General features: G+C 75.0%; 29 protein-coding genes. 12 read left to right on the forward strand and 17 right to left on the reverse strand.

Going from position 1 to position 26,141, the window contains the following annotated elements; translation table 11 throughout:
* Nucleotides 1-32: 32 nt before the first annotated feature.
* Entirely contained in the window at nucleotides 33-779 is a 747-nt protein-coding gene (locus ENKNEFLB_RS04420; protein WP_214058089.1) for an SDR family NAD(P)-dependent oxidoreductase, read from the reverse strand.
* A gap of 100 nt (nucleotides 780-879) precedes the next feature.
* Here ENKNEFLB_RS04420 and mshA point away from each other — a divergent pair, with 100 nt between their 5' ends.
* Nucleotides 880-2,145 (forward strand): D-inositol-3-phosphate glycosyltransferase, encoded by a 1,266-nt coding sequence (mshA, locus tag ENKNEFLB_RS04425; RefSeq protein WP_425543754.1) that lies wholly within the window; start codon nucleotides 880-882, stop codon nucleotides 2,143-2,145.
* Nucleotides 2,142-2,783 (forward strand): YbjN domain-containing protein, encoded by a 642-nt coding sequence (locus ENKNEFLB_RS04430; protein WP_214058091.1) that lies wholly within the window; start codon nucleotides 2,142-2,144, stop codon nucleotides 2,781-2,783. Before mshA ends, ENKNEFLB_RS04430 begins: the two co-directional genes overlap by 4 nt.
* Before the next feature lie 27 nt (nucleotides 2,784-2,810).
* Here the strand turns inward: ENKNEFLB_RS04430 and ENKNEFLB_RS04435 are convergent, their stop codons facing one another.
* From ENKNEFLB_RS04435 to ENKNEFLB_RS04445, 3 genes are all read right to left on the reverse strand, one after another.
* On the reverse strand, nucleotides 2,811-4,217 hold the full coding sequence (locus ENKNEFLB_RS04435; protein ID WP_214058092.1) for a bifunctional diguanylate cyclase/phosphodiesterase: 1,407 nt from the start codon (nucleotides 4,215-4,217) through the stop codon (nucleotides 2,811-2,813).
* Between the two features lies 1 nt (nucleotide 4,218).
* Complete coding sequence (locus ENKNEFLB_RS04440; protein WP_214058093.1) at nucleotides 4,219-4,650, reverse strand: response regulator; 432 nt, start codon at nucleotides 4,648-4,650, stop codon at nucleotides 4,219-4,221.
* A gap of 166 nt (nucleotides 4,651-4,816) precedes the next feature.
* A complete protein-coding gene (locus ENKNEFLB_RS04445) occupies nucleotides 4,817-6,223 on the reverse strand; it encodes a putative bifunctional diguanylate cyclase/phosphodiesterase (protein WP_214058094.1) in 1,407 nt (468 codons plus the stop codon).
* A 319-nt stretch (nucleotides 6,224-6,542) separates the two neighbouring features.
* On the opposite strand from ENKNEFLB_RS04445, the gene ENKNEFLB_RS04450 reads away from it, so the two are divergent.
* Nucleotides 6,543-7,061, forward strand: coding sequence for an RsiG family protein (locus ENKNEFLB_RS04450; RefSeq protein WP_214058095.1), 519 nt, complete (start codon nucleotides 6,543-6,545; stop codon nucleotides 7,059-7,061).
* A complete protein-coding gene (locus ENKNEFLB_RS04455; protein WP_214058096.1) occupies nucleotides 7,061-7,831 on the forward strand; it encodes a FliA/WhiG family RNA polymerase sigma factor in 771 nt (256 codons plus the stop codon). Before ENKNEFLB_RS04450 ends, ENKNEFLB_RS04455 begins: the two co-directional genes overlap by 1 nt.
* On the opposite strand, the gene ENKNEFLB_RS04460 is transcribed toward ENKNEFLB_RS04455, so the two are convergent.
* The 4 genes from ENKNEFLB_RS04460 to zwf all read right to left on the reverse strand — a co-directional run bounded on the left by ENKNEFLB_RS04460 (nucleotide 7,809) and on the right by zwf (nucleotide 12,965).
* Nucleotides 7,809-8,765, reverse strand: a complete 957-nt coding sequence (locus ENKNEFLB_RS04460; RefSeq protein ID WP_214058097.1) for a DMT family transporter — start codon at nucleotides 8,763-8,765, stop codon at nucleotides 7,809-7,811. The genes ENKNEFLB_RS04455 and ENKNEFLB_RS04460 overlap by 23 nt on opposite strands.
* 81 nt (nucleotides 8,766-8,846) lie before the next feature.
* On the reverse strand, nucleotides 8,847-9,503 hold the full coding sequence (eda, locus tag ENKNEFLB_RS04465) for a bifunctional 4-hydroxy-2-oxoglutarate aldolase/2-dehydro-3-deoxy-phosphogluconate aldolase (RefSeq protein WP_246535836.1): 657 nt from the start codon (nucleotides 9,501-9,503) through the stop codon (nucleotides 8,847-8,849).
* Nucleotides 9,487-11,463, reverse strand: coding sequence for a phosphogluconate dehydratase (edd, locus tag ENKNEFLB_RS04470; protein ID WP_246535837.1), 1,977 nt, complete (start codon nucleotides 11,461-11,463; stop codon nucleotides 9,487-9,489). Before edd ends, eda begins: the two co-directional genes overlap by 17 nt.
* The gene (gene zwf, locus ENKNEFLB_RS04475; protein ID WP_214058098.1) at nucleotides 11,460-12,965 is read right to left on the reverse strand and encodes a glucose-6-phosphate dehydrogenase; all 1,506 of its coding nucleotides are present in this window, start codon (nucleotides 12,963-12,965) and stop codon (nucleotides 11,460-11,462) included. The genes edd and zwf overlap by 4 nt, the downstream gene beginning before the upstream one ends.
* Nucleotides 12,966-13,066: 101 nt before the next feature.
* On the opposite strand from zwf, the gene ENKNEFLB_RS04480 reads away from it, so the two are divergent.
* Both ENKNEFLB_RS04480 and ENKNEFLB_RS04485 read left to right on the forward strand, forming a co-directional pair.
* Nucleotides 13,067-14,314, forward strand: coding sequence for an ROK family protein (locus ENKNEFLB_RS04480; RefSeq protein ID WP_214058099.1), 1,248 nt, complete (start codon nucleotides 13,067-13,069; stop codon nucleotides 14,312-14,314).
* 59 nt (nucleotides 14,315-14,373) lie between these two features.
* On the forward strand, nucleotides 14,374-15,018 hold the full coding sequence (locus ENKNEFLB_RS04485; RefSeq protein ID WP_214058100.1) for a maleylpyruvate isomerase N-terminal domain-containing protein: 645 nt from the start codon (nucleotides 14,374-14,376) through the stop codon (nucleotides 15,016-15,018).
* 13 nt (nucleotides 15,019-15,031) lie between these two features.
* Here ENKNEFLB_RS04485 and ENKNEFLB_RS04490 read toward each other — a convergent pair whose 3' ends face one another.
* From ENKNEFLB_RS04490 to ENKNEFLB_RS22395, 3 genes are read right to left on the reverse strand one after another with little or no spacing between them, the layout of a single operon-like run.
* Entirely contained in the window at nucleotides 15,032-15,709 is a 678-nt protein-coding gene (locus ENKNEFLB_RS04490; RefSeq protein ID WP_160005166.1) for a response regulator transcription factor, read from the reverse strand.
* Nucleotides 15,706-16,566: a sensor histidine kinase gene (locus ENKNEFLB_RS04495; protein ID WP_246535838.1), complete on the reverse strand. Its 861-nt coding sequence runs from the start codon at nucleotides 16,564-16,566 to the stop codon at nucleotides 15,706-15,708. The genes ENKNEFLB_RS04490 and ENKNEFLB_RS04495 overlap by 4 nt, the downstream gene beginning before the upstream one ends.
* The gene (locus tag ENKNEFLB_RS22395; RefSeq protein WP_246535839.1) at nucleotides 16,479-16,958 is read right to left on the reverse strand and encodes a hypothetical protein; all 480 of its coding nucleotides are present in this window, start codon (nucleotides 16,956-16,958) and stop codon (nucleotides 16,479-16,481) included. The genes ENKNEFLB_RS04495 and ENKNEFLB_RS22395 overlap by 88 nt, the downstream gene beginning before the upstream one ends.
* A gap of 131 nt (nucleotides 16,959-17,089) precedes the next feature.
* Here ENKNEFLB_RS22395 and phoU point away from each other — a divergent pair, with 131 nt between their 5' ends.
* On the forward strand, nucleotides 17,090-17,743 hold the full coding sequence (gene phoU, locus ENKNEFLB_RS04500) for a phosphate signaling complex protein PhoU (protein WP_214058101.1): 654 nt from the start codon (nucleotides 17,090-17,092) through the stop codon (nucleotides 17,741-17,743).
* Between the two features lie 57 nt (nucleotides 17,744-17,800).
* Here the strand turns inward: phoU and ENKNEFLB_RS04505 are convergent, their stop codons facing one another.
* The 3 genes from ENKNEFLB_RS04505 to ENKNEFLB_RS04515 form a co-directional block, all read right to left on the reverse strand.
* Complete coding sequence (locus tag ENKNEFLB_RS04505) at nucleotides 17,801-18,544, reverse strand: phosphoglyceromutase (RefSeq protein ID WP_214058102.1); 744 nt, start codon at nucleotides 18,542-18,544, stop codon at nucleotides 17,801-17,803.
* A gap of 10 nt (nucleotides 18,545-18,554) precedes the next feature.
* Nucleotides 18,555-19,190 carry a hypothetical protein gene (locus ENKNEFLB_RS04510; RefSeq protein WP_214058103.1) on the reverse strand — a complete coding sequence of 212 codons (636 nt, stop codon included), beginning with the start codon at nucleotides 19,188-19,190 and terminating at the stop codon, nucleotides 18,555-18,557.
* Between the two features lie 112 nt (nucleotides 19,191-19,302).
* A complete protein-coding gene (locus ENKNEFLB_RS04515) occupies nucleotides 19,303-20,244 on the reverse strand; it encodes a hypothetical protein (RefSeq protein ID WP_214058104.1) in 942 nt (313 codons plus the stop codon).
* 254 nt (nucleotides 20,245-20,498) lie between these two features.
* On the opposite strand from ENKNEFLB_RS04515, the gene ENKNEFLB_RS04520 reads away from it, so the two are divergent.
* Nucleotides 20,499-20,984, forward strand: a complete 486-nt coding sequence (locus ENKNEFLB_RS04520; protein WP_160005177.1) for a CarD family transcriptional regulator — start codon at nucleotides 20,499-20,501, stop codon at nucleotides 20,982-20,984.
* A gap of 105 nt (nucleotides 20,985-21,089) precedes the next feature.
* A complete protein-coding gene (locus ENKNEFLB_RS04525; RefSeq protein WP_246535840.1) occupies nucleotides 21,090-21,698 on the forward strand; it encodes a 2-C-methyl-D-erythritol 4-phosphate cytidylyltransferase in 609 nt (202 codons plus the stop codon).
* Between the two features lie 154 nt (nucleotides 21,699-21,852).
* Here the strand turns inward: ENKNEFLB_RS04525 and ENKNEFLB_RS04530 are convergent, their stop codons facing one another.
* Nucleotides 21,853-22,542 carry an IspD/TarI family cytidylyltransferase gene (locus ENKNEFLB_RS04530; RefSeq protein ID WP_214058105.1) on the reverse strand — a complete coding sequence of 230 codons (690 nt, stop codon included), beginning with the start codon at nucleotides 22,540-22,542 and terminating at the stop codon, nucleotides 21,853-21,855.
* A gap of 78 nt (nucleotides 22,543-22,620) precedes the next feature.
* Nucleotides 22,621-22,938 (reverse strand): hypothetical protein, encoded by a 318-nt coding sequence (locus ENKNEFLB_RS04535; RefSeq protein WP_214058106.1) that lies wholly within the window; start codon nucleotides 22,936-22,938, stop codon nucleotides 22,621-22,623.
* A 148-nt stretch (nucleotides 22,939-23,086) separates the two neighbouring features.
* Here ENKNEFLB_RS04535 and ENKNEFLB_RS04540 point away from each other — a divergent pair, with 148 nt between their 5' ends.
* Both ENKNEFLB_RS04540 and nirD read left to right on the forward strand, forming a co-directional pair.
* Nucleotides 23,087-23,515, forward strand: a complete 429-nt coding sequence (locus tag ENKNEFLB_RS04540; protein ID WP_214058107.1) for a hypothetical protein — start codon at nucleotides 23,087-23,089, stop codon at nucleotides 23,513-23,515.
* A 109-nt stretch (nucleotides 23,516-23,624) separates the two neighbouring features.
* Nucleotides 23,625-23,996, forward strand: coding sequence for a nitrite reductase small subunit NirD (nirD, locus tag ENKNEFLB_RS04545; RefSeq protein WP_214058108.1), 372 nt, complete (start codon nucleotides 23,625-23,627; stop codon nucleotides 23,994-23,996).
* On the opposite strand, the gene ispF is transcribed toward nirD, so the two are convergent.
* The gene (gene ispF / locus ENKNEFLB_RS04550) at nucleotides 23,978-24,490 is read right to left on the reverse strand and encodes a 2-C-methyl-D-erythritol 2,4-cyclodiphosphate synthase (protein ID WP_214059320.1); all 513 of its coding nucleotides are present in this window, start codon (nucleotides 24,488-24,490) and stop codon (nucleotides 23,978-23,980) included. The two genes, nirD and ispF, sit on opposite strands and share 19 nt — an antisense overlap.
* Before the next feature lie 101 nt (nucleotides 24,491-24,591).
* On the opposite strand from ispF, the gene ENKNEFLB_RS04555 reads away from it, so the two are divergent.
* The gene (locus ENKNEFLB_RS04555; RefSeq protein WP_214058109.1) at nucleotides 24,592-26,124 is read left to right on the forward strand and encodes a molybdopterin-dependent oxidoreductase; all 1,533 of its coding nucleotides are present in this window, start codon (nucleotides 24,592-24,594) and stop codon (nucleotides 26,122-26,124) included.
* Nucleotides 26,125-26,141: the final 17 nt, after the last annotated feature.

The following is a 26,141-nucleotide window of genomic DNA, read 5'->3' on the forward strand; positions in this document are numbered from 1 at the left end:
CGGCGGGGGGGCGGGGCCGGCCGTACGGCCGCTCAGACGCGGTGGACCTTGTGCTGCGCGGCCTGCGCGCGGGGCTTGATGACCAGGCTGTCGACGTTGACGTGGGCGGGACGGGTGACCATCCACCCGATGGCATCGGCGACGTCCTCGGCGGTCAGCGGGTCGGGCACCCCGGCGTACACGGCGTCGGCCTTCGCCTGGTCGCCGTCGAAGCGGACCGCGCTGAACTCCTCGGTGCGGACCATGCCCGGGGCGATCTCCAGGACGCGGACCGGCTGGTCGAACAGCTCCAGGCGCAGCGTCTCGGTCACCACCTGGGTGCCGTGCTTGGCCGCGGTGTAGCCCGCGCCGCCCTCGTAGGCGATCCGGCCGGCGGTCGAGCCGACGTTGAGGATCGTGCCGGCGCCCGAGGCCAGCAGGGCCGGCAGCAGGGCGCGGGTGACCTGCATCAGCCCGATCACGTTGACCTCGTACATCGCGCGCCACTGCGCGGAGTCGGCCTCCGCGACCGGGGTCATCCCGAAGGCGCCGCCGGCGTTGTTGACCAGCACGTCCAGGCGCGCCCCGACCTGCGCGGCCAGCGCGGCGACCTGGTCCTCGTCGGTGACGTCGCAGGTCACGGCCGTGCCCCCGATCTCGCGGGCCAGCTCCTCGACGCGCTCGGCCCGGCGCGCGGCGCACACGACGTGGTAGCCGGCGGCGGCCAGGGTGCGGGCGGTGGCGGCCCCGATCCCGCTGCTGGCTCCGGTGACGACGGCGAGGGGTGTGGTGGTCTCCATGAGCCCATTGTGGAGGGGGTGGGGGAATGTCGTGCGGCGGGTGAGGGTTGGGCCGGAGGTGCCCGGGCGAGCGACCCGGGCCGGAGGAGGTGCAGGCGACGTGACGACCCCGGCAGTACGCCGTGTGGCCATGATCAGCCTGCACACCTCCCCGCTGGACCAGCCCGGCACCGGTGATGCCGGCGGGATGAACGTCTACGTCACCGAGCTGTCGCGGCGCCTGGCCCGCCACGGCGTCGAGGTCGACATCTTCACCCGCGCCACGAGCTCGGCGCTGCCCGAGGCCGTGGCCGTCGACCCGGGCGTGGTGGTGCGCCACATCCACGCCGGCCCGTTCGAGGGCCTAACCAAGAACGAGCTGCCCGGCCAGCTGTGCGTCTTCGCCCGCGAGGTGCTGCGTGCCGAGGCCGCCCAGCCGTCCGGGCACTACGACGTCGTGCACTCCCACTACTGGCTCTCGGGCCAGGTCGGCGCGCTGGCCCGGGACCGCTGGGGCGTGCCGCTGGTGCACACGATGCACACGATGGCCAAGGTCAAGAACGAGGCGATGGCCGCCGGCGACACCCCCGAGCCCGCCGCCCGCGTCATCGGCGAGGAGCAGGTGGTCGACGCCGCCGACGTCCTCGTGGCCAACACCGACCTCGAGGCCAAGCAGCTGATCAACCTCTACGACGCCGACCCCGGCCGGGTCGAGGTCGTCTACCCCGGCGTCGACCTGGACACCTTCACCCCGCGCGACCCGGTCGCCGTACGTCGCGACCTCGGCCTTCCCGCGGACGCGACCGTGCTGCTCTTCGCTGGCCGGATCCAGCCGCTGAAGGCGCCCGACGTCCTGCTGCGCGCCGTCGCCCACGTGCTCGAGCGCCGCCCCGGCCTGCGCAGGCACCTCGTGGTCCCCGTCGTCGGCGGCCCGTCGGGCAGCGGCCTGGACCGCCCGGCCAGCCTGGTCCAGCTCGCCCACGAGCTCGGCATCTCCGACGTGGTGCGGTTCGTGCCCCCGGTCGCGCAGACCGACCTGGCCCGGTGGTACGCCGCCGCGACGCTGGTCGCCGTCCCCTCCTACAACGAGTCCTTCGGGCTGGTCGCGGCCGAGGCCCAGGCCTGCGGCACGCCCGTGGTCGCCGCCGCCGTCGGCGGGCTGCCCACCGTGGTCCGCGACGGCGTCAGCGGGCTGCTGGTCGAGGGCCACGACCCCGTCCGCTGGGCCGACACCCTGGAGCGCCTGCTCGCCGACCCCGCCCGGATCGAGGCGCTCGGCGCCGGGGCGCTGGCGCAGGCCCGTGAGTTCTCCTGGGAGGCCACCGCCGGCCGCACCCTCGAGGCCTACGACCGCGCGCGCACCGTCATGCGAGGCTCGGGCACGTGAGCGACCCGACCGACCAGCCGACCGACCAGCCGACCGACCAGCCGAGCGACCAGCCGAGCGACCCGCTCGGGGACGCGCCGGCGTCGATGACGCCGGACCAGCAGCGCCGGGCCGCGACGCTGCGCGCGTACCTGCAGGCCAACGACCTGGAGCACACCGAGACCGCCGTCGGCGGGTTCTCCTTCGCGCTGCCCGGCGAGCGGAAGCTCCAGACGCCGGTACGCCTCGACGTCGGCGTGCACGCGCTCGGGGTGCACGCGTTCGTGTGCCGCCAGCCCGACGAGGCGCACGAGCGGGTCTACCGGTGGCTGCTGGAGCGCAACCTCAAGACCTTCGGCGCGGCCTTCGCGCTGGACCACCACGGCGACATCTACCTCGACGGACGGCTGCCGCTGGGCGTCCTCGACGCCGGGCAGGGCGCGGACGGCCCCGCCGACCCGACGGACCTCCCCGAGCTGGACCGCCTGCTGGGCGCGGTGCTCTCGACCGCCGACGAGTCGTTCAACGCGATCCTGGAGCTCGGGTTCGCCTCCTCGATCCGCAAGGAGTGGGACTGGCGGCGCCTGCGCGGGGAGTCGACGGCCAACCTCGAGGCGTTCCGCGGCTGGCTCGAGGCCGGGGACGACGCCCGGCCGTAGCGGACCACCCGTCCGGCGACCGTTCCCTCAGGCGGTCGTCCCGGCGTCGGCGCGGATCAGCGGGGCGACGGCCGGCATGAAGACCTCGGGCCGCATCGGACGCCCGAGCAGGTAGCCCTGCCCGAAGACGGCGCCGACGGCCTGCAGGTGGGAGGCCTGGACTGCGTCCTCGATGCCCTCGGCGACGACGGTGACCTGGGTGGTGCCGAGCAGCCCCAGCACGGTGCGGATCAGGGCGAAGTCGGTGGCGGAGGTGGCGATGTCGCGGACCAGGGACCGGTCGATCTTGACGGTGTCGACCGGGAGCCGGTGCAGCTGCGCGATCGAGGAGTAGCCGGTGCCGAAGTCGTCGATGCCCAGGCCGACGCCGAGCGCGCGCAGCCGGTACAGCGTGGTCAGCACGTGCTGGTCCTCGGTCAGCAGCGCCGTCTCGGTGATCTCGAGCAGCAGCATCTCCGCCGGGGTGCCGGAGCGGTCCAGGGCGTCGGCGACGCTCTCGACGTAGCCCGGACGCTGCAGCTCGAGCGCGGAGACGTTGACGTGGGTGCGGTACGCCGGCCCCACGTGACCGATCCACGCCGCGGTCTGCGCCAGGGCCAGGTCGAGCACGAGCCGGCCCAGGTCGTGGATCAGCCCGGACCGCTCGGCGGCTGCGACGGCCTCGGCGGGCGAGACGTCCCCGCGCTCCGGGTGGTGCCAGCGCAGCAGGGCCTCCGCGCTGGTCAGCGTGCGGCTGCGCAGGTCGAGCACCGGCTGGTAGACCAGCGACAGCTGGGAGGGGTGCTCGTGCAGCGCGGCGGCCAGGTCGGCGACCAGGCCGAGCTCGCGGCGGACGACGGCGTCGTGCTGGTCCTCCCCGCCCGCACCGCCCGTCCCGCCCGCACCGGTCCGGTCGGGCGAGGCGTTCCACCGTACGCAGCCGCGGTGGTGCCGGCCGGCGGCGTAGAGGGCGCCGCGCACCTCGCGCAGCGAGCGCCAGCCCTCGTCGTCGGCCCGGCAGCGGCGCAGCGCCACGGTGACCACCGGCCACACCCGCGCGCCGCCCTGCTCCAGCGGCAGCGTCGCGAACCCGGCCAGGCGGGTGGCGACCGCCTCGACGTCGTCGGCGTCGAGGTCGGGGTGGACCACGAGGCCGGCCAGGACCCCGCCGACGGGGGAGACCTGCAGCAGGTGGATGACCAGGTCGGGGGTCCCGTCGTCGGGCACGGCCGGTGGCTGCTGGTCGACGCCGAGCCGCGCGACGACGGCCGCGGTGACCGCGCCGAGCGCCTCGTGGCCGTAGGCGTCGGCGAGCTCGTCGGCGTTGGAGACGCTGGCCGCCAGCAGCACCACCTGGCGCCCGGCGTGGCCGGCCTCGACGCACAGCGACTCGACGCGGTCGCGCAGCGGGCGCGGGTCGGTCAGGCCGAGGGCGAGCGGGTCGAAGTGCGCCACCTCAGGTCACCGGCTCGGCGCGCTCGAGGGCCCAGGGCAGGTTGAGGCCCCGGATGACGTCCAGCAGCGCGCGGGCCGCGACGTGGCCCGACAGGTAGGTGGCGCCGTGCTGGTGCAGCACCGCGATCTCGTCGTCCCCGGGGTCGCCCCCGGTCACCACGACCGGCAGCCGGCGCAGCCCGGCGTCGGCCCGCAGCAGGCGCAGCACCTCCGCGGCGCTGCCCAGCGGCAGCCGGAGCGCCGTCACCAGGACCACCGGCAGCGGGTGGTCGGCGCGCTCGGCGTACGGCGCCCGGCCCAGGACGTAGGCGGCCGCCTCGTGACCGTCCTCGCAGGCCAGGACGGGGTTGGTCAGCCCGCCGGAGATGAAGTCGTCGCGTGTGCGTCGGACCGCGGCGGCGTCGTAGCCGACCAGCAGGACCGGAGCACGCATGGTTCCTCCGTGGATCGGTGACGGGACTGGCCCGGACACCCCCGCGTCCCGGAAGTAGCAGTGAATCCGATCCCTCGCACGGCGTGCGGGGGAACCCGCGATCCCGGTGCGCGGTCCAGACCAGTCCTCCACCACGGTACGCCGGTCCGGCCGCCGGCGGCAGGTCTCAGCCCCTGGTCGGGGCCGTCCGCGGACCCGGCGCGGTCCGGCGCACCGCCGCGCCCACCGCCGCCCAGTGCCCGGCCTGGCGGGCGAGCTCGGCGGGGTCCGCGGCCGCGCCGAGCCACCGGCCCTGGAGGGTGTCGACGCCGAGCTCCTGCAGCCGGGCGACCGCGGAGGCGGTCTCGACGCCCTCGGCGACGACCTGGACCTCGAGGGCGTGCGCGGCGCTGACCATGCCGCGCACCTGCCGCTCGGTGGTGGGGTCGGTGAGCAGGGTCGCGATGATCTCGGGGTCGATCTTGATCTGGCGCACCGCGGGGAAGGTCCACAGCGAGCGCAACGAGGACGAGTCCCGCCCGAAGCCGTGGATGCTAACCCGCACCCCGGCGTCGTGGACCTCCTCGAAGAGCGACGCGACGTCGGGCGTGGGCCAGGTGGCCGCCTCGGTGATCTCCAGCACCAGCGACGCCGGGTCGTGCCCGGCCCGGCGGACCCGGTCGATCAGGTCGGTGACCAGTCCGCGGGCGGCCATGTGCCGGGCCGAGACGTTGAGCGCGAGCCCGGCTCCGGGCGCCATCCGGCGCAGCGCGGGCAGGTCGGCCAGGGCGCGGTCGAGCACGGCGTCGGTCAGCGGCCCGAGCAGCCCGCTGCGCTCGGCCTGCGGCAGGAAGTGGCGCGGCAGGAGCAGCCCGAGCTCGGGGTGCTCCCAGCGGACCAGGGCCTCGTAGCCGGTCGTGCGACCGGTCGCCGCGTCGACCTGCGGCTGGTAGTGGACGTCGAGCTGCCCGGCGAGGACGGCCTCGCGCAGCTCCGCGACCAGGCGCGGGCCGTGCACCGCGGCCAGGACGGGGTCGGTGAGGTCGCCGAGGGGTGCGGGCGCGTCGCCGCCGGCGCGCTTGACGGCGTACATCGCCTGGTCCGCGGCCCGGGTCAGGTCCTCGAGGGTGTTGCCGTCGCGGTCGAGCAGGGCCACGCCGACCGACGCGGTCACGGTGACCTCCAGCTCCTCGACCGCCAGCGGGGCGGCGACGGCGGCCACGATCCGGGCGGCGAGGTCGCCGGCGTCGTCGACGCAGGCCAGGGGCGCGGTGAGCACGGCGAACTCGTCGCCGCCGAGGCGGACGACGAGGTCCTGCGCACCGACCACGGAGCTGAGCCGGCGGGCCACCTCGACCAGCACGGCGTCACCCTCGTGGTGGCCCAGCAGGTCGTTGATCCGCTTGAACCCGTCGAGGTCGAGCAGCAGCAGCGCCACCGGGCGCCCGGAGGCCCGGGCCAGCGCGAGCGCCAGCGGTCCGCGGTCGCGCAGCACGCCGCGGTCGGGCAGCCCGGTCAGCGGGTCGGTGCCGCGGCTGCCCAGCCGTCGTACGACGCCGCACAGCAGCCCGCGCACGTCGCGCAACCCGGTCACCGACGGCGCCGGCGGGCGGTGGTGGGGCGCATGTCGGGTCTCCGGGGTGGCTCGGCGGGCCACGGCTCCCCGTGGTCGAGGGGGTCATCGGGTCCGCGAGGGCAGGACTTGAGTCCCGTACGGTCCGGTGTCTCGGCACCGGGACACGTCCGGAGGCCCCTCGACGGCCCCTCGGTACCCCCACGACGGGGCCCGATCTGGCCGACCGGGGCCCGACGAGCTGCCGGAACCCTCGGACGACGGCCCGGTCGCGCTGGCAGGATGCGGGGGACGCCCGCGGCCCACCCCACCCTCGCCGCGGCCCGGCACGAGGAGCACGGTGAACGACCAGACCGCCACGGGACCCGGCACGCTCGACGTCGGCGAGGCCCCACGGCTCGACGACCTCGACCTGCCCGCGCTGCGCGGCTACCGCCAGCGCCTGCGCGACGAGGAGGACCGGGCCTCGTACTGGCGCCGCGTCGTGCACGCGCGGCTCGACCTGATCGAGGCCGGCGGGAGCGGTACGGGCGGCGGCGCGGGCGTCGCGATCGGGCTCGAGGACCTCGTCCGCGTGCTGGGCGACACCGCCACCGGCGCCGGGCGCACCGCGCTGCTGCGCGTCCGCGCGGCCGACCCGCTGCCCGAGCTGCCCGACCTGGCCGAGGTGTGGGCGCCGCCGGCCAGCCCGGCCGAGACCGCTGTCGTGGTGGAGCGGCTGCGGGCCGCCGAGCGGCAGCTGACGGCGTACCGCAGCGCGCTCTTCGCCCGCCTCGACGAGAGCACGGCCGCGCTGATCGCGCGCTACCGCAGCGACCCGTCGGCGGCGCTGTCGGTCCTCGAGCAGGGCGCCGCCTGATGTCGCGTGCCACGCCGCGGACCCCGCCGCGCAACCCGCCGCGCACCACGCCGCCGGAGATCGGGGAGACCTGGCGCGAGTACAAGGCCACCGGGGACGTCGACCTGCGCAACCGGCTGGTGATGCAGTACTCGCCGCTGGTCAAGTACGTCGCCGGACGCGTGCGCAGCGGCCTGCCGGCCACGGTCGAGTCCGCGGACCTGGTCTCCGAGGGCGTGTTCGGGCTGATGGACGCGATCGAGAAGTTCGAGCCGGACCGCGGCTGGGAGTTCCAGACCTACGCGGTGCCCCGGATCCGCGGCGCGATCCTGGACTCCATCCGCAGCGCCGACTGGGTGCCGCGCTCGGTGCGGACCCGCCTGCGTGCGGTCGAGGAGGCCCGCACCGCGCTGCACCGCGAGCTGGGCCGCGACCCGGAGGACGTCGAGCTGGCCCGGCGCCTCGACGTCGGGGTCGGCGAGCTGCGCGAGCTGGTCGCCAAGCCGACCCAGATGGGCGGCGGCGGGGACGAGGAGATCGCCGAGATGGGCGACGAGGCCCCCGGCCTGGAGGAGGCCTTCGAGGACGAGGGCACCCGCGAGGTGCTGCGCCGCACGGTGCGCGAGCTGCCCGAGCGCGACCAGGTCGTGATCGCGCTCTACTTCTTCGAGGGCCTGACCCTGGCCGAGATCGGTCAGGTGCTGCAGGTGACCGAGTCCCGGGTCAGCCAGCTGCGCAGCCGGGCCACCAGGTCGCTGCGCGAGCGGCTCACGGTGGCGCTGGCGACCTGACCGGGTCGGCGCCCACCGGCGCCCGTCCGGTCTTCCGTCCGGCCGCCGGGCCGCGGCGGGCCACGGCCACGCCGACGAGGGCCAGCACGCCCCCGGCGTACGCCAGCGCGGGCGGCGCCTCCCCGAGCAGCAGCAGGCCCAGCACGATCGTGATCGGCGGCACCAGGTAGGTGGTGACGCCCAGCCGCGAGGCGTCCATCCGCCCCAGCGCGTAGGCGTAGGTGGTGAAGGCCAGCGCGGTCGGGAAGACGCCGAGGTAGACCACCCACCACACCGAGGAGGTCGGCGCGGCGCGGACCTGCGCGAGCAGGTCACCGGCCCAGGGCAGGCAGACCAGGGCCCCGACCGTGCAGGCCGCCCAGGTGACCTGGAGCGCGGGCAGTCGGCGTACGAGGGGCTTCTGCAGCACCAGCGAGACCGCGTAGACCACCGCGGCGAGCAGCACGAGCGCGACGCCCAGGACGTCGCGGTCGCCGTCGGCTGGGCCGGCCAGGGCGATCAGGACCACCCCGCCGAAGGCCAGCGCGAGGCCGAGCGCGAGGGCGCCGGTGAACCGCTCGCCCAGGAACAGCGCCGCCAGCAGCGCGATCAGCACCGGTGAGACCTGGATCAGCATCGCCGCCGTGCCGGCGTCGACGCGCAGCTCGCCCTCGTTCAGCGCGACGTTGTAGACCCCGAACCACAGCACGCCGATCGCGGCGAGGGCCAGCGCCTCACGGGTCGTGGGACGCACCAGCGCCCGACCCGTGCGCCGCCGGGTCACCGCCACCACCACGCCCAGCGTCAGCGACCCGACCAGCAGCCGCCCCAGCGACAGCGCGCCGGGGGAGAAGTCGCGGCCGAGGTGCCGGATCGCGACGAACGCCGAGGCCCACAGGACCAGGGTGCAGCCGACCGCGGCGAGCGGCAGCCAGGAGGGGGCGGGACGGGACACGTCCGGAGCGTAGGACCCGCCGCCGACAGCGCCCCCGCGGGTCGGTGCCGGCCGCGGGGTCCCCGGCGCGGGTGGGACGGCTCAGCCGAGCGCGGCGGCCTCGCCCGCGAGCCGCGCGACCCGGTCCCAGTCGCCCTGCTCCAGGGCGTCCTTCGGGGTCAGCCAGGACCCGCCGACGCAGCCGACGTTGGGCAGGGCGAGGTACGCCGGGGCGCTCGCGGCGGTGATGCCGCCGGTCGGGCAGAACCGGGCCGCGGGGACCGGGGCGGAGACGGCCTTGAGCCACGGGGCGCCGCCGGAGGCCTCGGCGGGGAAGAACTTCATCTCCGTCACCCCGGCCTCGAGCACCGTCAGCACCTCGGAGACCGAGCTGGTGCCGGGCAGGAACGGCAGGCCGGTGCCGAGCATCGCGTCGAGCAGCCCGGGGGTGGCGCCGGGGGAGACCAGGAACTGTGAGCCCGCCGCGGCCGCCGCCTCGGCCTGGGCCGGGGTGCAGACGGTGCCGGCGCCGAGGAGGATCTCGGGGACCTCGTCGGCGATCGCGCGGACCGCCTCGAGCGCGACCGGGGTGCGCAGCGTGACCTCGATGATCGGCAGGCCACCGGCCACCAGCGCGCGGGCCAGCGGGACGGCGTGGGTGACGTCGTCGATCACGACGACCGGCACCACCGGGGCGACGGACAGCAGCGACCCGGGGGGCAGCGGCGCGGGCGTACGGGTCTCAGACGTGCTGGTCAACGCGGACCTCCTGGAGGGTCGGGGTGGCGTCGACGGCGGCGAAGACGCTGGCGCCCTCGTCGGCCGGTCCGACGGTGGCGCGGAAGGCGGCGAAGAGCTCGCGGCCGGTGCCGGCCCACTCCTCGCCCTGGGGCGGACGGCCGGTGGACTCGCGGGCGTCGAAGTCGTCGTCGGTGGCCACGCCGAGCGTGCCGGCGTCGGCGTCGAGGGTGACCAGGTCGCCGTCCCGGACCCGGGCCAGCGGCCCGCCGAGGGCGGCCTCGGGCGTGACGTGGATGGCGGCCGGGACCTTGCCGGAGGCGCCCGACATGCGGCCGTCGGTGACGATCGCGACCCGCTGACCGCGGTCCTGGAGGACCCCGAGGGCGGGGGTGAGCTTGTGCAGCTCGGGCATCCCGTTGGAGGCCGGGCCCTGGTAGCGCACGACCGCGACCAGGTCGCGTCCGTCGAGGCGGCCCTCGTCGAACGCCGCGAGCAGGTCGTCCTGGTGGTCGAAGACCATCGCCGGTGCGGTGACCACGCGGTGCTCCTCGGCGACGGCGGAGACCTTGACGACCGCACGGCCCAGCGGCCCGCGCAGCATCCGCAGCCCGCCGTCGGGGCTGAACGGGGCCTCGACCGGGCGGAGCACGTCGGTGTCGAGCGAGGCGGTGGCGCCCTCGCGCCAGGCCAGGGTGCCGTCGGCGCCGAGCTCGGGCTCGCAGGTGTAGCGGGCCAGCCCGCGGCCGACGACCGTCTCGACGTCCTCGTGCAGCAGCCCGGCCTCGAGCAGGGTGCGGACCAGGAACCCGATGCCGCCGGCGGCGTGGAAGTGGTTCACGTCGGCGGAGCCGTTGGGGTACATCCGGCTCAGCAGCGGCACGACCGCCGACAGGTCCGAGAAGTCGTCCCAGGTCAGCGCGATGCCGGCGGCGCGGGCGACCGCGACCAGGTGCATCGTGTGGTTGGTGGAGCCGCCGCTGGCCAGCAGCGCGACGCAGGCGTTGACCACGGCCTTCTCGTCGACCAGCTCGCCGATCGGGGTGGGGGCGGCGCCCTGCTTGGCCGCGCCCTGCACCGACAGCGCCACGGCGCGGGCGGCGGCGGCGCGGGTCAGCGGCTCGCGCAGCGGCGAGTCGGGGTTCTCGAAGGAGGACCCGGGAAGGTGCAGCCCGAGGACCTCCATCAGCAGCTGGTTGGAGTTCGCGGTGCCGTAGAAGGTGCAGGTCCCGCGGGAGTGGTACGACGCGGACTCGGCCTCGAGCAGCTCCTCGCGCCCGACCAGCCCCTCGGCGTACCGCTGGCGGACCGCGGCCTTCTCCTTGTTGGGCAGGCCCGAGGTCATCGGACCGGCCGGCACGAACACCGTCGGCAGGTGGCCGAAGGACAGGGCACCGATCAGCAGCCCGGGCGTGATCTTGTCGCAGACGCCGAGCATCAGCGCGGCGTCGAACATGTCGTGCGACAGCGCGATCGCCGTCGACATCGCGATCACGTCGCGGCTGTAGAGCGAGAGCTGCATGCCGTCGCGGCCCTGGGTGATCCCGTCGCACATCGCGGGCACGCCGCCGGCGACCTGGGCGATCCCCCCGGCGCGGATGACGGCCTCCTTGAGCACCGGCGGGTACGTCCCGTACGGCTGGTGCGCGGAGAGCATGTCGTTGTAGGAGGTCACCACGGCCACGTTGGGCTTGGTGCGCCCACGCAGCCCGGACTTCTCACGGGGCTCGGCGGCGGCGAAGCCGTGCGCGAGGTTAGCGCAGCCGAGGTCGGCCCGGGCGGCGCCGCTGGCGGCCCCGGCGGCGACGCCGGCACGGACCCGGCGCAGGTACGCAGCCCTGCTCGCCGTGCTGCGCTCGACCAGCCGCTCGGTCACGGCCGCCACGACGGGGTGCGTCGCGGGGAGCGTCAGGTCGGGGCGCGGGACGGGCCCGTCGGTGGGTGCAGGGGTGGGTGCGGGGGTGGGGGTCGGGTCGGTCACTCGATCTCCTGCCAGGACCGGCCGTCGCGCTCGATGAGCGCGGTGGCCGCGGTGGGGCCGCTGGTGCCGGCGGCGTAGCGGCGGGGGCGGTCGGGGGCGGTGGTCCAGCGGTCCAGGATCGGCTCGGCCCAGCTCCAGGCGGCCTCGATCTCGTCGCGGCGCATGAACAGGGTGGCGTTGCCCTTGACGACGTCCATGATCAGTCGCTCGTAGGCGTCGGGGGAGCGCTGGTCGAAGGTGTCGGCGTACGACAGGTCCAGCGAGACCGGGCGCAGCCGGTAGCCGCCCGGGCCGGGCTCCTTGGCCGTCATCGTCAGCCGCATGCCCTCGTCGGGCTGGACCTGGATGTGCAGCCGGTTCGGCTCGGCGCTGCCCTCGCTGTGCGGGAACATGTGGTGCGGCGGCGCCTTGAAGACGACCACGATCTCGGAGGTCCGGCGCGGCAGCCGCTTGCCGGTGCGCAGGTAGAACGGCACGCCGGCCCAGCGCCAGTTCTGCACCTCGGTGCGCAGCGCCACGAACGTCTCGGTCGTGCTGCCCGACTCGGGGGCGGCCTCGCCGAGGTCGTCGGCGTAGGACCGCACCGGCTGCCCCTCGACGAGACCCTCGCCGTACGTGCCGCGGACGGTGTCGCGGTCCACGTCGGCCGGCGTCATCGGCTTGAGGGCCTGCAGCACCTTGAGCTTCTCGTCGCGCACGGTCTCGCGGCCGATGTAGGTCGGCGGCTCCATCGCGACCAGGCACAGCAGCTGCAGGAGGTGGTTCTGGACCATGTCGCGCAGGGCGCCGGCGCGGTCGTAGTACGCGCCGCGCTCCCCGACGCCGAGGGACTCGGCCACGGTGATCTGCACGTGGTCAACCCAGCGCGAGTTCCACAGCGGCTCGAGGAAGGTGTTGGCGAAGCGGGTGACCAGGAGGTTCTGGACGCTCTCCTTGCCCAGGTAGTGGTCGATGCGGAAGACCTGGGACTCCGCGAAGACCCGGCCGACCGCGTCGTTGACCTGCTGCGAGGAGGCCAGGTCGTGGCCGATCGGCTTCTCCATCACCACCCGCGAGCGCTCGCTGACCAGGCCGACCTCGTCGAGCTGGTCGCAGATCAGGCCGAAGGCCGACGGGGCGACGGCGAGGTAGAAGACCGTGACGGCCTCCTCGACGCGCGGACGGTCCTTGAGCAGGCCGTGCAGCAGGTGCCACTGGGCGAGGTCGTCGAACTCCATCGGCACGTGGTGCAGCCGGGACAGCAGACGGTCGACGGCGCCGTCGTACAGGTCGCTGCGCTCGACGTGGGAGGCGAGCGCGTCCCGGACGACGGCGCGGTACGCCTCGTCGTCCAGGTCGGCGCGGGAGACGCCGATGATGCGGGTGTCCTCGGGCAGGCCGCCCTCGAGCTCGCGGCGGTAGAGGGCCGGCAGGAGCTTGCGCAGCGACAGGTCGCCGGTGCCTCCGAAGACGACGAAGTCGCAGACCTCGGGGGTCGCGGGCGGGGCGGCGGTGTCGGACATGATCTCCACGGTAAGGACCTTAGGGTTGGGATGCAACGTGCTTAGGTATTAACCAGGCAAAAGTTGCGTGTCTTCCGGGTGTCGGTGTTTGAATGGTCACGATGACGCTCTCCCCGAAGTCCGCTCTCGAGCACGAGGTGCGCCGCGCCCGCGACGCCGGCTCCACCACCGGCGAGCTGCTGCGCCTGGTGCGCACCGGTCGCGCCTCGACCCGGGCCGACCTGGGCCGGCTGACCGGCCTGTCCCGCACCGCCGTGGCCTCGCGGCTGGCGGCGCTGGGCGCGGCCGGTCTGCTGCGCGCCGGTGACGAGCTCGCCTCGACCGGGGGCCGCCCGCCCACCGAGCTGGTCTTCGACACCGGGTTCGGCGTCGTGCTCACCGCCGCCCTCGGCCGCTCGCGCACCCAGCTCGGTGTCTTCGACCTGGCTGCGAACGCGCTGGCCACCAGCTCCCGCGAGCACCCGGCCGGGGTCGGGCCCGCGGAGCTGATGCCCGCGGTCGCCGCGGGCCTCCGGGACCTGCTGGCCGGGCTGGACCACCGGCCGCGTCGCGTCGTCGGGATCGGCGTCAGCCTGCCGGGCACGGTCGACGGGGTCCGCGGCGCCAGCGTCGACTCCCCGGTCATGTCCGGCTGGGACGGCGTCGAGCTGGCGCCGTACCTCGCCGACGTCGTGCCCCCCGGTCTCACCGACGACGACGTCCCGCCGCCGTTGTTCCTGGGCAACGACGCCGACGCGCTGGCCCGCTCCGAGCGGATGGGTCGCACCGGCGCGCTCGAGGACGTGCTCGTGGTCAAGGCCTCCACCGGCCTCGGGCTCGGCATCGTCGCCGGCGGCCAGGTGCTGACCGGCCACCTCGGCGCCGCGGGCGAGATCGGGCACACCGCCGTCGACGCCGGCGGCGAGCGGACCTGTCGCTGCGGCGCCACGGGCTGCCTGGAGACGGTCGCGGGCGGCTGGGCGCTGGTGGCGCGGATGAACGAGCAGGGCCGCGCGGTCACCCACGTCCGCGAGGTGGTCGACCTGGCGCTGGCCGGGGACGGCGAGGCGCGCCACCTGCTGCGCGAGAGCGGCCGCCACCTCGGCGACCTGCTCGCGGTCGCGATCAACCTGCTCAACCCGCAGGCCGTCGTGCTGGGTGGCGACATGCCGGTCGTCTTCGACATCTACTCCGCCGGCGTCCGCGAGTCGGTCTACGCCCGCGCCGCCGCGCTGGCCACCCGCGACCTGCAGATCCTGCCGGCCACCTTCGGCGACCGCGCCGGGCTCGTGGGCTGCGCGGCCACCGTGCTCGACCACGTGCTCAGCCCGGCCTCGGTCGACGCGTTCCTCGCCCACGCGCCGAGATGACGCTCGCGGCGCGCCGAGATGACGCTCGCGGCGCGCCGGGGGCGGCCTAGCGTGGCCCGATGACCTCGGACCTGCTGGCGGACGCGTACGCCGGGACCAGCCGCGCGACGGACCGGCTCACCCCTGCCGACTGGGAGCGGCCGACCCGGGCGGCGGCCTGGCCGGTGCGCGCGCTGCTGCACCACCAGCTGATGGACGCCCAGCGGGCGCTGGTGGCGCTGGCCTGCACGACCGACGCCACCCCGGACGTCGACCGGGAGACCTACTGGGCCGGCTTCCTGCCCGACGGCGACGCCGGTGCGGGCCCCAGCGCGCGCGTCTCGGCGGCCTACGACCCCGCGGACCTGCGCGCCCAGTGGACGGCGACCGCGGCCGCGGTCGTCCGGGCGTCCGAGGTCGCCGACCCGACGACCCGGGTCGAGACGCAGGGCCACGTGATCACGGTCGACGACCTGGTCTCGACGCTGGTCGTCGAGGCGACGGTGCACCACCTCGACCTGGTCCTCGACCTCGACGACCCGGGCCCGTCCGCGGCCTGCCTGGCCCACACGCGTGCGGTGCTCGAGGGGATCCTCGGGGCGCCGCTGCCGTCGTCGTGGGACGACGCCACCGCGGTGCTGCGCTCCACCGGCCGCGAGGCCCTGACCGACGCCGACCGCGCGGCGCTGGGCGTACGGGCGGGGCGGCTGCCGCTGCTCGGCTGACCCGGCCCGCCCGCTACAGGTCCAGCTTGTAGCCCAGCCCGCGCACGGTGACCAGGAACTTCGGCTCGCCCGGGTCGGGCTCGAGCTTGGCGCGCAGGCGCTTGACGTGGACGTCGAGGGTCTTGGTGTCACCGACGTAGTCGGAGCCCCAGACCCGGTCGATCAGCTGCCCGCGGGTCAGCACCCGGCCGGGGTTGCGCAGGAACATCTCGAGCAGCTCGAACTCCTTGAGCGGGAGGCGCTGCTCGTGGCCGTCGACGGTCACCACGTGCCGCTCGACGTCCATCCGCACCGGGCCGGCCTCGAGGGTGTCGGGGGCGACCTCCGTCTCGACCCCGCGCCGCATGACGGCGCGGATCCGGGCCACCAGCTCCCGCGGGGAGTACGGCTTGGTGACGTAGTCGTCGGCGCCCAGCTCCAGGCCGACCACCTTGTCGACCTCGTCGTCCTTGGCGGAGACCATGATCACCGGCACCGAGCTGGTCTGCCGGATCGTGCGGCAGACCTCGGTGCCGGGGATGCCCGGCAGCATGAGGTCGAGCAGGACGACGTCGGCGCCGTTGCGGTCGAACTCCGCCAGGGCGGCGTGCCCGTCGGCGGCCACGGCCACCTCGAAGCCCTCCCGCCGCAGCATGTACGACAGCGCGTCGCTGTAGCTCTCCTCGTCCTCGACCACGAGTACCCGGGTCACGGGCGGTCCTCCTGCATCTCGTCGGCCGCGGGTGCGGCCGTGGTGTCCATCATGGGGGTCAGGTCGCTCGGGCGGGGTCCGGCGTCGGTCCCGTCGTCGTCCTCGTCGTCCTCCTCGGGGGCGCCCAGCGGGTGCTCCGGGGCCAGCGGCAGGGTCAGGGTGAAGGTCGACCCGCGGCCCTCCTCGGACCAGACCCGCACCTCGCCGCCGTGCGTGGCCGCGACGTGCTTGACGATGGACAGGCCCAGGCCGGTGCCGCCGGTGGAGCGGTGGCGTGCGGGGTCGACGCGGTAGAACCGCTCGAAGATCCGGTCGATCTCCCCGGCCGGGATGCCGATGCCCTGGTCGACCACGGAGACCTCGAGGTCGTCGCCGACGGCCTTGGTCGAGACGAGCACGGTCGCGCCGGGCTCGGAGTAGCTGACGGCGTTGGCCACCAGGTTGGCCACGGCGGCCGTGATCTGCTCCTCGTTGCCGTGCACCTTGAGCCCGGTCGGTCCTCCGGTGACGACGGAGACCTGGCGCGCCGCGGCGTCGATCGCGGAGGTGTCGACGGCGACGCCGATCACCTCGTCGACCGCGACCGGCAGCGGCCGCTCCAGCGGCTCGTCGCCCTGCAGCCGCGACAGCTCGATGACCTGCTGCACCAGGCGGCTCAGCCGCTCGCCCTCGGTGACCATCCGCAGGGAGAAGCGGCGCACCGCCTCGGGGTCGTCGGCGCCGTCGTGGATCGCCTCGGCCAGCAGCCGCATCGCGCCGACCGGCGTCTTCAGCTCGTGGCTGACGTTGGCCACGAAGTCGCGGCGCACCGCCTCGACGCGTCGCTCGCGGGTGCGGTCCTCGACCAGCGCCAGCACCAGGCGGTGCCCCAGGGGGCGATCCGGGCGGTGACGTGGCGCGGCGGCCCGCCCGAGCGTCCGATGACCAGCTCGGTCTCGCGGATCTGCCCGTCGCGACGGACCCGGGTGACCAGGTCGGCCAGCTCGCCGGCGACCAGCTCGGTGCCGCGCACCAGCCCCAGGGCGTACGCCGGGGCGCTGGCCTTGACGACGAGGTCGGCGTCGTCGACGACGACCGCGCTGCTGCGCAGCACCGAGAGCACCGCCGCCACGCCGGGCGGCAGGAGCGGTTCCGGCAGGGCGGTGGTGTCTCGTTGCTGACGGTCGCTGACGTGCCAGGCGAGCACGGCGCCACCGGCCACGACGGCGCCGATGACCGCCGCCAGGAAGGCCTGCGTCGTCGGGTCCACACCCCGAGCCTAGTGGCGGGTCACCCGGGGTTCGCCGAACGGACGCCCGACTCCCCACTGTTCACCGCTCGTTCAGCCGATCCCCCCGGCAGGACACCGTGGGGTGGGCCACGGCGCCTAGGGTCGGGGACATGCGCGACGTCTTCCACGAGCAGCTCGACGCCATCTTCTCCGACCTCGCGAGCATCTGCCGCAACGTCGAGGCGGCGGTGGGCCTGGCCACCCGCGCCCTCACCGAGGGCGACGCCGAGATCGCGCAACGCGTGATCAGCGGCGACCGCGAGATCGACCTGGCCCGCGAGCGGGTCGAGGACGCGGCGTTCAACCTGCTGTCCCTGCAGCAGCCCGTCGCCGGTGACCTCCGGATGGTCGTGGCCGGCCTGCGGATGGTCAGCGAGCTGGAGCGGATGGGTGACCTGTCGGTCCACGTCGCCAAGATCGCGCGGCTGCGCGTGCCCGAGGTGGCGGTGCCCCGCGAGGTGCAGCCCACGATCAACAAGATGGCGATGACGGCCGAGGACATGGTCTCCCGCGTCGCGAAGATCATCGTCGACCGCGACGTCGAGGCCGCCATCGAGCTGGGCCGCGACGACGAGGTGATGGACCAGCTCCGCCGCCAGAGCTTCACCGAGCTGCTCTCCGAGGACTGGTCCCACGGCGTCGAGGCCGCGGTCGACCTCGCCCTGCTGGGCCGCTACTACGAGCGGATCGCCGACCACGCCGTGTCGGTGGCGCACCGCGTCGTCTTCGTCGTCACCGGCGAGTACCCCCGCGCCACGGCCTGACCCGCGTACGGCCGGCGACCCGGCCGTACGCCCGCAGCCCGTGCCGAGTGTGCGGGGTCAGCGACCCTGGCTGGCGACCGCTGCGGCGGCCGCCTCGGCGGCCTCCGGGTCGAGGTACTCCCCGCCGGGCACGGTCGGGCGCAGGTCGTCGTCGAGGCGGTAGACGAGCGGCTGACCGGTAGGGATGTTGAGCCCCGCGATGTCGTCGTCGCCGATGCCGTCGAGGTGCTTGACCAGCGCGCGCAGGCTGTTGCCGTGCGCGGCGACGAGCACCACCTTGCCCTCGCGCAGGTCGGGCACGACCGCGGACTCCCAGTACGGCAGGAACCGGACGATCACGTCGGCCAGGCACTCGGTGCGCGGCATGTCGTCGCCGAGGTCGGCGTACTGCGGCAGCCCGGCCTGGGAGTACTCGTCGGCCGGGTCCTGCTCGGGCGGCGGGGTGTCGAAGGACCGGCGCCACAGCATGAACTGCTCCTCGCCGTACTCGGCCAGGGTCTGCTTCTTGTCCTTGCCCTGCAGCGCGCCGTAGTGGCGCTCGTTCAGCCGCCAGGACCGGCGTACGGGGATCCAGTGCCGGTCGGCCTCGTCCAGCGCGAGGTGCGCGGTGCTGATCGCGCGGCGCAGCAGCGAGGTGTGCACGACGTCGGGCAGGACGCCGGCCTCCCGCAGCAGCCGTCCGCCGGCCGCGGCCTCACCCCGGCCCTTGTCGTTCAGCGGCACGTCGACCCAGCCGGTGAACAGGTTCTTGGCGTTCCACTCGCTCTCGCCGTGGCGGAGCAGGACCAGGGTGTGAGTCATCGGGTGCCTCTCAGTGGTGGAACGGCTCGGGCAGGACGCAGTCCCAGGCGTTCGAGTCGGACTCGAGCTGCTCGCCCGGCTCCTCGGTGCCCTCCGGCTCCTCGAGCTGGGGGTCCGCGGCCTCGGGCTGCAGGGCGTCGGCGTCGGAGGAGGTGTCGACACCCTCCCACTGACGGCAGCCGGGCACGACCGGGACGTTGAGGTCGATGGTGGTGCCGTCGTCCAGGGTGTACTCGATCGGCGCGAAGTCGCCCGGGACGAAGTCGCCCTCGACGGGGATGCCGCCGACGCCGACGCCCTCCTGGTCGGTGGTGGTGACCCGGTCCAGCGGCGGGACCTCGATCGGCTCGAAGGACGGGGCGTCGACGACGGGCTCGCCGGTGCCGGCCAGCGACTCGACCGTCGCGGCCGACTCCGGGCTCTGGTTGACGAAGGTGGTCACCAGCGTGCCGGAGCCGGGCTGGGCGGAGACCAGCACGACGCCGATCGCGTCGAGCGTCCCGCCGCGCTCACCCACGTCGTGCGAGATCGTGTTGACCTGGTTGGTCTGGTAGTCGAAGCCGCACGAGGCCAGCGCCGGGGCGCCGATCACGAGCAGCGCCGCCGCCGGGACGAGGCGGCGGGCGAGGGGAGATCGGCGAGTCATGTCAGCTGGCTCTTCTCGGTCTGCGGGAGGTCGTGGACCGACCGGGGTCGGCAGGGCAAGCCTAGCGTCCGGGCGCCGCACCCCGACGGCTGCTCCCGGGCCCGGGCGCGGGTCAGGCGGTGAAGCCGTCGCCCAGGCCGAGGACGACGAGCGCGGCGGCCAGGGCGAGCGCCAGCAGGCCGCCGACGAGCAGCACGCGGCTGGCACCGATCCTGAGGGCGACACGGACCGGCAGCGTGCGCCAGCCCTCCTCGTGGTCGACCACGAGACCGGGGGCGGAGCGGGCCAGGTGGACCGCGACGCCGAGCAGGGCGGCGAGCACGGTGACCAGGACCGACGGGGGCGAGCCGAGGTGGTCGCCGCCCCAGCCGCCGTAGGTCAGGTAGGCCGGGTAGAGCCCGAAGGACACCGCCCAGGGCACCCACGACAGGACGCCGCCGCGGAGCACCAGGTTGCCGAGCAGGGTGACCAGCAGGGCCGCGAGGTACGTCAGCCCGGCGACCACGCCCGTGCTGATCGCCAGCGGCACGACGAGCAGCACGCCGCAGGCGATCGAGAACCACACCGTGCCCGGGTCCAGGTCGGGCACGGTCAACGGTTTGCGGCCGGCGTGGTGGCGGCGGTCGCGGTCGCGGTCGACGAGGTCGTGGTGCCACCCGGCGACGACCTGGCCGACCAGCACGGTCGCCGCGACGACGGCGGCCTCCTGGGTGGCGCGGCCGAGCAGCAGCGCGCCGGCGCCGAGGGCGGCGGCGGTGAGCAGGGCCTGGCGCGGGTGGGCCGCGCGCAGCAGGAGCAGCGGCCACCACCGGCGTACGCCCGCGAGCCGGCCCCCGTCCGAGGTCGGCGCCGCGGTCCCGCCCGTCGTCCCGTCCGTCGTCCCGTCCGCGGGCGCCGGCGCGGGTCGCTCGGCCAGCGCCGTGCCCCCGCCGCCGGGCCCGCCCGGGGTCTCCGTGGTCGGGCGGACCGGCGGGCCGCCGGGTCGTACGGGCGCCGCCGGCGCCGTCGTCTGCGCCGTCGCCTGGGCGGCCTCGCGCCGCTGCTTCCTCCGCATGCGCGCAGTATCGCCGAGCGCGGGCCGATGTGGGCCACCTCACCACGATCCGGCCCGTCCCGGGCGCGCCGACCTGCGACAACGGGCCCCGAGGGGGTCCCGAAGGGGGTGGCGCACGGGGTCCCAGGACCCTTCCGGCACCACACAATTCTCGCGGTGTCAAGCCCGACCGAGCCTCTGACCTGCACAAACGCGGCGATCAAGGGTCGAAGGTCGTGGTAAAGTAGGGATCCCTAGGAAGGGGTACATCACATATGGCATTCACCGTCGGCGAAACGGTCGTCTACCCGAACCACGGCGCAGCGGTCATCGAGGACATCGAGACCCGCACGATCAAGGGCGAGGACCGCGAGTACCTGGTTCTTCGCATCGCCGCCCAGCAGGACCTCGTGGTCCGCGTCCCGTCCTGCAACCTCGACCTCGTCGGCGTGCGCGACGTGGTCGACAAGGAGGGCCTTGACCGGGTCTTCGACGTGCTCCGTGCCGAGCACGTGGAGGAGCCGACCAACTGGTCGCGCCGCTACAAGGCGAACCTCGAGAAGCTGCACAGCGGCGACGTCATGAAGGTCTCCGAGGTCGTCCGCGACCTGTGGCGTCGTGAGCGCGACCGCGGCCTGTCGGCCGGGGAGAAGCGGATGCTGGCCAAGGCCCGCCAGATCCTCGTCTCCGAGCTCGCGCTGGCCGAGTCCACCAACGAGGACAAGGCCGAGTCGATCCTCGACGAGGTCCTTGCCGGCTGATCGGCACCGCACCACCCTGCTCCACGACGACGGCCCCCGCGACCACCACGGTCCCGGGGGCCGCGTCGCGCCCGGACGGGCCCGGCGGCCCGTACGCTGCCGCGGGTGAGCACCTACCTGCTGGTCGACGACGCCGACGACGACGAGGCGCCGCCGGCCTCGCTCGGGACCGTGGCCGAGCAGGGCCGCGGCTCGCTGCCGTTCGCGCTGCTGCACGGCGAGGCGCTGGTGGCCTGCGCCGCGTGGGCGATGGGCGAGGCCGGGGTGCACCTGGTCGACATCGGCACCCCGTGGTCCTCGGTGGTCGCGGCGGAGGAGCCGTTCGTGCTCCACGACAGCCTGTGCCCGATGACGCCGCCGGCCTTCCTGGCCGCCTGCGTGCGTGAGGCGCTGGCCACCGGCGAGGTCGTGGTCGGCGTGCGGACGGTGACCGACACCGTCAAGCGGGTCGAGGACGGCGTCGTGGGGGAGACCGTCGACCGGGACGCCGTGTGGGCGGTGACGTCGCCGCTGGTGCTGCCGCCCGACGTGGTCGCCTCGCTGGAGGGCGAGGGGGGACCGGCTGCGCTGTCGCCGGACCTCGACCTGGCCGAGCTGCTCGCCGCCCTCGGGCGGCGGGGGCCCGTACGTCATCTCGAGGCGCCGGGCGAGGGTCGGCGGGTGTCGACCGAGGACGACGTCGAGGTGCTCGCCGCGCTGACCGGCCCGCGCTGACCGGCCAACGCTGACCGGCCAACGACGACCGCGTCCTTCTCCACAGGGGTGCCGCCGGCGTTGACACCGCTCGCAGGTCTGAGGCGCTCGGAATCCTGCGTGCGGTGTCAACGCGGACCGGGACCCTGTGGAGGACGGTCCCTGGAGGGCCGGGTCAGAGGGTGGCGAGCAGCGCCGCGGCCAGCGCGAGGTCGTCGGCCACGGTCACCTTGAGGTTGCGCGAGGAGCCGGCGACGAGGACGACGTGCAGGTCGCCGTCGGCGTACCGCTCCAGCACGCCCGCGGTGTCCGTGGCCGCGAACCCCTCGGCCCGGGCCCGGTCGAAGCCGGCGAGCAGCGGGCCGGCCCGGAAGGCCTGCGGGGTCTGCACGGCCACGGTGGCGCCGGTGACCGGGCGGGGGTCGTCGCGGCTGACCAGGGCGGTGACGGCGACGCCCGGGACGGCGCCGCCGTGCTGCCGGGCGGCGTCGACGACCGCGGTGAACAGTTCCGGCGGGGCGAGCGGGCGGGCGCCGTCGTGGATGGCGACCACGTCGACCGCACCGTCCTCGACGTCGGCACGCAGCACCTCGAGCGCCGCGGCCTCGGAGTCCGGCCGGGTCGCCCCGCCGGTCACCAGGACCACCTCGCGCTCGCCGAGCAGCGGCCGCAGCACCGCTGCCACGGCGGCCTCCTCGCCGGGCCGCGCCACGACCACCAGGCGGGCGACGTCCGGCACGGCCAGCGCCGCACGCACCGCGTGGACGAGCACGGCATCGTCCAGGAGCGGGAGCAGCACCTTGTTCACCTCGGCACCCACCCGGGTGCCGGCGCCGGCGGCGAGGACGACGACGGCGGCGGGCACCGGAACATCCTAGGAGGCGCGGGGTGCGGTGATCCGTCGAGCAGCGGGGCCGGCGTCGGATGTCGTTCGGCGTGCGGTCTAGCTCGTGGGTTTACGTCCACGACAGCGGTCCCACACCGTGAGCAACGCCGCGTGGAGAACGACGTTGAGCACCGCCCCGCCCGAGGACGCGGCGACCCAGGCCCGGTCGTCGAGACCCGGCAGCTGATCGGCGAAGCGGGCCATCGAGGAAGAGGTCCAGGGCATCCCGAGGATCTCCAAGGACATGAGGCCAAGACCCCGTCCGATGTCCGCGTCGGGCGTCGGACTGATTCCTCGGAAGAGGACGAAACCGACCAGCAGGACCACGAGGACGCAGTGGTTCCACCACATGGTCCGGGCGACCAGCCGGGTCACGGAGGCTGGGCTCTCGGTAGGTGCCCCCGTCGGTGTGTCCATCAACGAGAGCGTATTTCGGTCGAGCGGGTCGTGGATGAGTAGATCTACCCGGATGTGCACGTCCGCCAGGCTCGAAGGGGTCAGCAGAGGTGGCTAACCTCCGGCGGTGGCCGACTCACCCTCAGACCCGACCCAGGACGAGGACGGCTGGGTGGGGTCGCAGCTCTGGCCCCGGTACGCGATGAACCACTCGATCAGCGTGGCGTGGCTCGACCCCGGGCTGACCCCTGCCCACCTGAAGGCGTTCGGCGATGCGTGGGACGTCCTCGTGGTGCGCGAGGAGTGGCGCGCCTGGGTCCGCACGTGGCTCTTCCCAACGGCGCCATTCTTCGTTCTCACGGTCCGGCCGGAGCTCGACGTCAGGCGCCTGCGGAAGACGAAGTCGGGTGTCTCGATGCACCTGCCCGCGGCCGAGGTCTTCGAGGCGGACGGCGCCGACGACCTCATCGCGCTGTACGTCGGTGTCATCCATGCCATCTACTCGAAGTGGGCGCAGGTGAGCGCCTGCCCCCCTCCTCCTCCCGTCGCGACCTGATCGGGTCTGTGGCGCGTCCGAGGCGCGACGCTCGAGGCGCGGGCGGACGATTTTCACGCCTGTAACAACCGGAAACGCAGCCCGAACAGACCGGACCTAGGTTCACGTCATGTCGGCTCAGCGCATCCGGGAACGTGGGTCAGCAGGTCAGGAGTGGCAGCCCGTCTGCCGCGTGGCCGAGCTGGAAGTCGGGCGCGGGGTGACCGCGCTGGTGCACGGGCAGACGGTGGCGATCTTCCGGCTGGCCGAGGACGAGGTGCGCGCGCTCGGCAACCACGACCCGTACGCCCACGCCTCGACGCTGGCCAAGGGCATCGTCGGCACCCGCGCGGGCGTGCCGTTCGTCGGCTCGCCCAGCCACCGGCACGCCTTCGACCTGCGCACGGGCCGCTGCCTCGAGGACGCCGCGGTCGGGGTCCCGGTGTACGACGTGCGCGTGCTGGAGGGGGTCGTGCTGGTCGGCTACCGCCGCGCGGGCTGAACGTCCGGTCCGGCGTCCGGCCCGGCAGCGGGGACCACGAGCGCCGTGGCGATCGCGGCGACGCCCTCGCCGCGACCGGTCAGGCCCAGCCCGTCGGTGGTGGTGGCGGAGACGCTGACCGGCCCCCCGGCGGCCGCGCCGAGCGCGGCCTCGGCCTCCGCGCGACGGCGCCCCAGGCGGGGACGGTCGCCGATCACCTGCACGCTGACGTTGCCCACGACGTAGCCGGCGGCGCGGACCCGGGCCGCGGTCTCGGCCAGCAGCGCCACCCCAGGCGCGCCGGCCCAGGCCGGGTCGCTGGTGCCGAACTGCGAGCCCAGGTCGCCCAGGCCGGCCGCGGCGAGCAGGGCGTCGCACGCCGCGTGGGCCGCCACGTCGGCGTCGGAGTGGCCCTCCAGCCCGGCCGGCTCGTCGGGCCAGGACAGCCCGGCCAGGTGCATCGGCACGCCCGGCACGAGCCGGTGGACGTCGACACCGGTGCCCACCCGGGGCAGGGCCGCGACGGGGGTCGGGGAGGGGGCCGGGAGGTCGGTCGGAGCGGGCTCCGGAGCGAGCGGATTCACGTCGTGATCATGCCTGAGCCATGATCGGGAGCATGAGCACGTCCACCCGCGCCTGGTCCCTGGCCGGCCTCGTCGCCGGTGGCGCGGGGCTGTCCGCCAGCTACGTCGTCGCCACCCTCCTCGCCGTCCGCGAGTCGCCCGTCGTCGCGGTCGCCGGGGGCGTGGTGTCGCTGACCCCGGGGCCCGTCGCCGAGTTCCTGATCGGGCTGGTCGGCCGGGCCGACAAGCCCCTGCTGCTCGGCGGCGTGGTGCTGGTGGTCCTCGTCGTGCTGGCCTGGTCCGGGCGCCTGGCCCGCCGCCGCTGGTGGGCCGCCGTCGCGGTGCTCGCGGCCCTCGCCGTGGTCGGCGGGATCGCGGTGCTGGCCCGCCGGGGGACGGGGGTGGTGGACCTGGTGCCGGTGGCGGCGGGACTGCTGGTGTGGGTCGGGACGCTCTCGGTGCTGACCGAGCCGCTGCGGCGTACCGAGGAGGCCCTGGCCGCCGGCGCGAGCGAGGCGCCGGCGAGCTCGCGGCGCACCTTCCTGATCGGGACCGGGGCCGTCGTGGGCGTCAGCGCGGTGGCCGCGCTGGCCGGGCGCCTGGCCGGGTCGGGTCGTCGCGCGGTCGAGCAGAGCCGGGCCCTGCTGCGGATCCCCCGGGTGAGCGAGCCGGCGGTGCCGGCGGGGGCCGACCTCGGGATCGAGGGCGTCCCGCCGTGGATGACCCCGGTCGAGGACTTCTACCGGATCGACACCTCCCTGGCCCCGCCGGCGATCGAGCCCGGCGCGTGGCGGCTGCGCGTGCACGGCCTGGTCGACCGCGAGCTCGACCTGGGCTTCGACGACCTGGTGGCACGAGAACGTACGGAGTCCTGGGTCACCCTGAACTGCGTCAGCAACCCCGTCGGCGGCACCCTGGTCGGCAACGCCTGGTGGTCCGGGGTGCGCCTGGCCGACCTCCTCGAGGAGGCCGGTGTCCAGGACGGCGCGGACGCGCTGCTGCAGACCTCCGAGGACGGCTGGACCTGCGGCACCCCGCTGTCGGTGGTCACCGACGGGCGCGAGGCGATGCTCGCGGTGGCGATGAACGGCCGACCGCTGCCGATCGAGCACGGCTTCCCGGTCCGCACGATCGTGCCCGGGCTGTACGGCTACGTCTCGGCGACCAAGTGGGTCGTGGACATCGAGGTGACCCGCTTCGCCGACTTCACGGCGTACTGGACCGAGCGCGGCTGGGGCGAGCAGGGCCCGGTCAAGATCGCCTCGCGCATCGACGTGCCCCGGGGCGGGTCGACCGTGCCCGCCGGGCGGGTACGGATCGGTGGCACCGCCTGGGCGCAGGGCATCGGGATCGAGGCCGTCGAGGTCGCCGTCGACGGCGGCGCCTGGCAGGCCGCCGAGCTGGCGTCGGTGCCGAACGAGGACTGCTGGGTGCAGTGGCTGGCCGCGGTCGACCTGTCCGCCGGACGGCACCAGCTGCGGGTGCGCGCGACCGACGCCGACGGCGAGGTGCAGACCGGGGTGCTGCGCGACGTGCTGCCCGACGGGGCCACGGGCTGGCACACCATCGACGTCACGGCCGACTGAGGCTCACCCGGCGGTGG

The organism is Nocardioides aquaticus (assembly GCF_018459925.1).
GTDB lineage: Bacteria > Actinomycetota > Actinomycetes > Propionibacteriales > Nocardioidaceae > Nocardioides > Nocardioides aquaticus.